The 4,633-nt window shown below is 45.6% G+C and carries 1 protein-coding gene and 2 rRNA genes; all 3 read left to right on the top strand.

All coding sequences use genetic code 11. The features are described 5' to 3' along the window. The first annotated feature begins 213 nt into the window (after positions 1-213). The 3 genes from QD409_RS35100 to QD409_RS35090 all read left to right on the top strand — a co-directional run bounded on the left by QD409_RS35100 (position 214) and on the right by QD409_RS35090 (position 4,310). A 23S ribosomal RNA gene (locus QD409_RS35100) occupies positions 214-3,148 on the top strand. A 71-nt stretch (positions 3,149-3,219) separates the two neighbouring features. Beyond that, a 5S ribosomal RNA gene (rrf, locus tag QD409_RS35095) occupies positions 3,220-3,336 on the top strand. Between the two features lie 131 nt (positions 3,337-3,467). Beyond that, positions 3,468-4,310, top strand: a complete 843-nt coding sequence (locus QD409_RS35090) for a tyrosine-type recombinase/integrase (RefSeq protein WP_192486555.1) — start codon at positions 3,468-3,470, stop codon at positions 4,308-4,310. Positions 4,311-4,633: the final 323 nt, after the last annotated feature.

Below are 4,633 nucleotides of genomic sequence, written 5' to 3'. Positions count from 1 at the left end.
TTGTTCCTTGAAAACTAGATTATGAATAGTAAGAACCAAGAAAGAAACCGAGTAATCGCCATCTTAGATTCTCTATTATTAGTAGAATTTTAGGGTAAAGAGAAACGAGCAGGTCGAGGAAGCGACTAAACGAGCACCGGAGCGTACGACAGTACGTGAGGAGCGGAGTGAGGGAGCTGACGAAGAGATGCGAAGTTTATCTTTAGCCGAATAAGTTAAGTTAGAAAGGGCGCACGGTGGATGCCTTGGCACTAGGAGCCGATGAAGGACGGTACTAACACCGATATGCTTCGGGGAGCTGTAAGTAAGCTTTGATCCGGAGATTTCCGAATGGGGGAACCCACTATCCGTAATGGGATAGTATCGTTACTTGAATACATAGAGTAACAGAAGGCAGACCCGGGGAACTGAAACATCTAAGTACCCGGAGGAAGAGAAAGCAAACGCGATTCCCTGAGTAGCGGCGAGCGAAACGGGATTAGCCCAAACCAAGAGGCTTGCCTCTTGGGGTTGTAGGACACTCTACATGGAGTTACAAAGGAACGGGGTAGATGAATAGGTCTGGAAAGGCCAGTCATAGAAGGTAAAAACCCTGTAGTCGAAACTTCGTTCCCTCCTGAGTGGATCCTGAGTACGGCGGGACACGTGAAATCCCGTCGGAAGCAGGGAGGACCATCTCCCAAGGCTAAATACTCCCTAGTGACCGATAGTGAACCAGTACCGTGAGGGAAAGGTGAAAAGCACCCCGGAAGGGGAGTGAAATAGATCCTGAAACCGTGTGCCTACAAGTAGTTAGAGCCCATTAATGGGTGATAGCGTGCCTTTTGTAGAATGAACCGGCGAGTTACGATTACATGCGAGGTTAAGTTGAAGAGACGGAGCCGCAGCGAAAGCGAGTCTGAATAGGGCGTAATAGTATGTGGTCGTAGACCCGAAACCAGGTGATCTACCCATGTCCAGGGTGAAGTCCAGGTAACACTGGATGGAGGCCCGAACCCACGCACGTTGAAAAGTGCGGGGATGAGGTGTGGGTAGCGGAGAAATTCCAATCGAACTTGGAGATAGCTGGTTCTCTCCGAAATAGCTTTAGGGCTAGCCTCAAGGTAAGAGTATTGGAGGTAGAGCACTGTTTGGACTAGGGGCCCCCATCGGGTTACCGAATTCAGACAAACTCCGAATGCCAAATACTTATCCTTGGGAGTCAGACTGCGAGTGATAAGATCCGTAGTCAAGAGGGAAACAGCCCAGACCACCAGCTAAGGTCCCAAAGTATACGTTAAGTGGAAAAGGATGTGGAGTTGCTTAGACAACCAGGATGTTGGCTTAGAAGCAGCCACCATTTAAAGAGTGCGTAATAGCTCACTGGTCGAGTGACTCTGCGCCGAAAATGTACCGGGGCTAAACGTATCACCGAAGCTGTGGATTGACATCTACGATGTCAGTGGTAGGAGAGCGTTCTAAGGGCGTTGAAGCTAGACCGTAAGGACTGGTGGAGCGCTTAGAAGTGAGAATGCCGGTATGAGTAGCGAAAGATGAGTGAGAATCTCATCCACCGAATGCCTAAGGTTTCCTGAGGAAGGCTCGTCCACTCAGGGTTAGTCGGGACCTAAGCCGAGGCTGAAGAGCGTAGGCGATGGACAACAGGTTGATATTCCTGTACCACCTTATGAATCGTTTGAGCGATGGGGGGACGCAGGAGGATAGGGTAAGCGTGCTGTTGGATTAGCACGTCCAAGCAGTTAGGCTGGTAATGAGGCAAATCCCATTACCGTGAAGGCGGAGCTGTGACGGCGAGGGAAATATAGTACCGAAGTTCCTGATTCCACACTGCCAAGAAAAGCCTCTAGCGAGATTCAAGGTGCCCGTACCGCAAACCGACACAGGTAGGCGAGGAGAGAATCCTAAGGTGAGCGAGAGAACTCTCGTTAAGGAACTCGGCAAAATGACCCCGTAACTTCGGGAGAAGGGGTGCTCTTTTGGGTGCAAGCCCGAGAGAGCCGCAGTGAATAGGCCCAGGCGACTGTTTAGCAAAAACACAGGTCTCTGCGAAGCCGTAAGGCGAAGTATAGGGGCTGACACCTGCCCGGTGCTGGAAGGTTAAGAGGAGGGGTTAGCGTTCGCGCGAAGCTCTGAATTGAAGCCCCAGTAAACGGCGGCCGTAACTATAACGGTCCTAAGGTAGCGAAATTCCTTGTCGGGTAAGTTCCGACCCGCACGAAAGGTGTAACGATCTGGGCACTGTCTCAACGAGAGACTCGGTGAAATTATAGTACCTGTGAAGATGCAGGTTACCCGCGACAGGACGGAAAGACCCCGTGGAGCTTTACTGTAGCCTGATATTGAATTTTGGTACAGCTTGTACAGGATAGGTAGGAGCCTTGGAAGCCGGAGCGCCAGCTTCGGTGGAGGCATTGGTGGGATACTACCCTGGCTGTATTGACATTCTAACCCGCACCCCTTATCGGGGTGGGAGACAGTGTCAGGTGGGCAGTTTGACTGGGGCGGTCGCCTCCTAAAAAGTAACGGAGGCGCCCAAAGGTTCCCTCAGAATGGTTGGAAATCATTCGTAGAGTGTAAAGGCACAAGGGAGCTTGACTGCGAGACCTACAAGTCGAGCAGGGACGAAAGTCGGGCTTAGTGATCCGGTGGTTCCGCATGGAAGGGCCATCGCTCAACGGATAAAAGCTACCCCGGGGATAACAGGCTTATCTCCCCCAAGAGTCCACATCGACGGGGAGGTTTGGCACCTCGATGTCGGCTCATCGCATCCTGGGGCTGTAGTCGGTCCCAAGGGTTGGGCTGTTCGCCCATTAAAGCGGTACGCGAGCTGGGTTCAGAACGTCGTGAGACAGTTCGGTCCCTATCCGTCGTGGGCGTAGGAAATTTGAGAGGAGCTGTCCTTAGTACGAGAGGACCGGGATGGACGCACCGCTGGTGTACCAGTTGTCTTGCCAAAGGCATAGCTGGGTAGCTATGTGCGGAAGGGATAAGTGCTGAAAGCATCTAAGCATGAAGCCCCCCTCAAGATGAGATTTCCCATAGCGTAAGCTAGTAAGATCCCTGAAAGATGATCAGGTTGATAGGTTTGAGGTGGAAGCGTGGTGACACGTGGAGCTGACAAATACTAATAGATCGAGGACTTAACTAATAAATGATTACTCATTCTTTCTTCTTACAACATAATCTAGTTTTGAGGGAATAACTCTCAAAATTACATAGTCTGGTGGCGATAGCGAGAAGGTCACACCCGTTCCCATACCGAACACGGAAGTTAAGCTTCTCAGCGCCGATGGTAGTTGGRGGTTCTCCYCCTGTGAGAGTAGGACGTCGCCAGGCACCAAAAGGGGATAGTAGTCGTTAGGCTACTATCCCCTTTTTTTTTGAAATTCATCGCGGAAGTTTACTTCTTTCTTTTTATGATTTAAGATATTAAGTAAGGTACCAAGTCTGAATTTAGGGGTGATAAAGTGCAAAAATCTAATGTAATTAGTCAATTTGCAGACTGGCTTGAAACAGAAGGCAAATCTGTTAACACCGTCACTACTTATCAACGTGAAATGAAAAAATTTCAAGACTGGCTCTACAAATATCCTACTTATTTAGAGAACATATCTCAGCAAGATGTTCAAAATTATCTCTCTTTTTTAGAGCAGCAGGGGAAAAGTCCAATAACTATTGATAAAATACTTGGTTCTATTAGAACCTTCGCTAAGTTCTTGAGACGTCCAGAAATAATTTTAGATATTAAAGTTATGCCTATAGAAAAAAAGGGAGAATTAGAAATTTTAACATCTTTTGAGTACAATCAGCTGCTTCAAAAAGTTAAAAAAGATGGGCATGGAAGAAATATAGCTATCGTTTATTTATTGCTCCATACAGGTATTAGAGTATCTGAATTATGTTCTTTAAATAAGTCGAATATTGATCTTATAAAAAAGCAGTTAATCGTTAAAAATGGAATAACTGGTGAAGAGAGATTTATTCCATTGTCAGAAGAAGCTAAGGAATATCTTCATAAATACTGTGATTCGTTTAACAGTGATGAAGCTTTATTTACTTCAAGATCTAATGAGCGGCTAACAGAAAGATCAATTCAATATATGTTGAAGAAGTATAATGTTCATCCACATAAATTAAGACATACTTTCTGTCAAAAGCTTATAGATAAAGGCGTAGGCTTGGAGATTGTTTCAAAATTAGCTGGTCATAAAGATATAAATGTAACTAAAAGATATGCAAAATCCAGGATGAAGCAATTAGAATTAGAAGAGGCGATACAAAAAACTTTTATTAGCGATACGCTAGGATGAGTTGTTTATTTAGTATTTACCCAAATTAATTTTTATAATACCAATGTCAAATGGACTATTAAATAGAATTCGTAAGAAAGATGAAGTAAATAAGAGATTGTTCTTATCAATTTTAGTCCTTTTTTTGATTATTTCCCGAAGGGAAAAAGACGGAATTTGCCCGAATATGGCCGGATTCCGTCTTTTGTTTGGGGTGCTGCTTTGGATAAGATGCATTATGTTAACTGCGGATAAAATAATTTTACGCACTCAAATATTGGATGCACAAAATTATTCTTTAATCTTATTTAGATATTTCTCTAATGCAGATATTTCTCTAATGC

The organism is Rhizobium sp. BR 315 (genome assembly GCF_050577975.1).
In the GTDB taxonomy this organism is placed as follows: Bacteria; Pseudomonadota; Alphaproteobacteria; order Rhizobiales; family Rhizobiaceae; genus Rhizobium; species Rhizobium miluonense.
The sequence above is the reverse complement of the archived record's forward strand: the minus strand, read 5'-3'. Positions and strand labels throughout refer to the sequence as shown.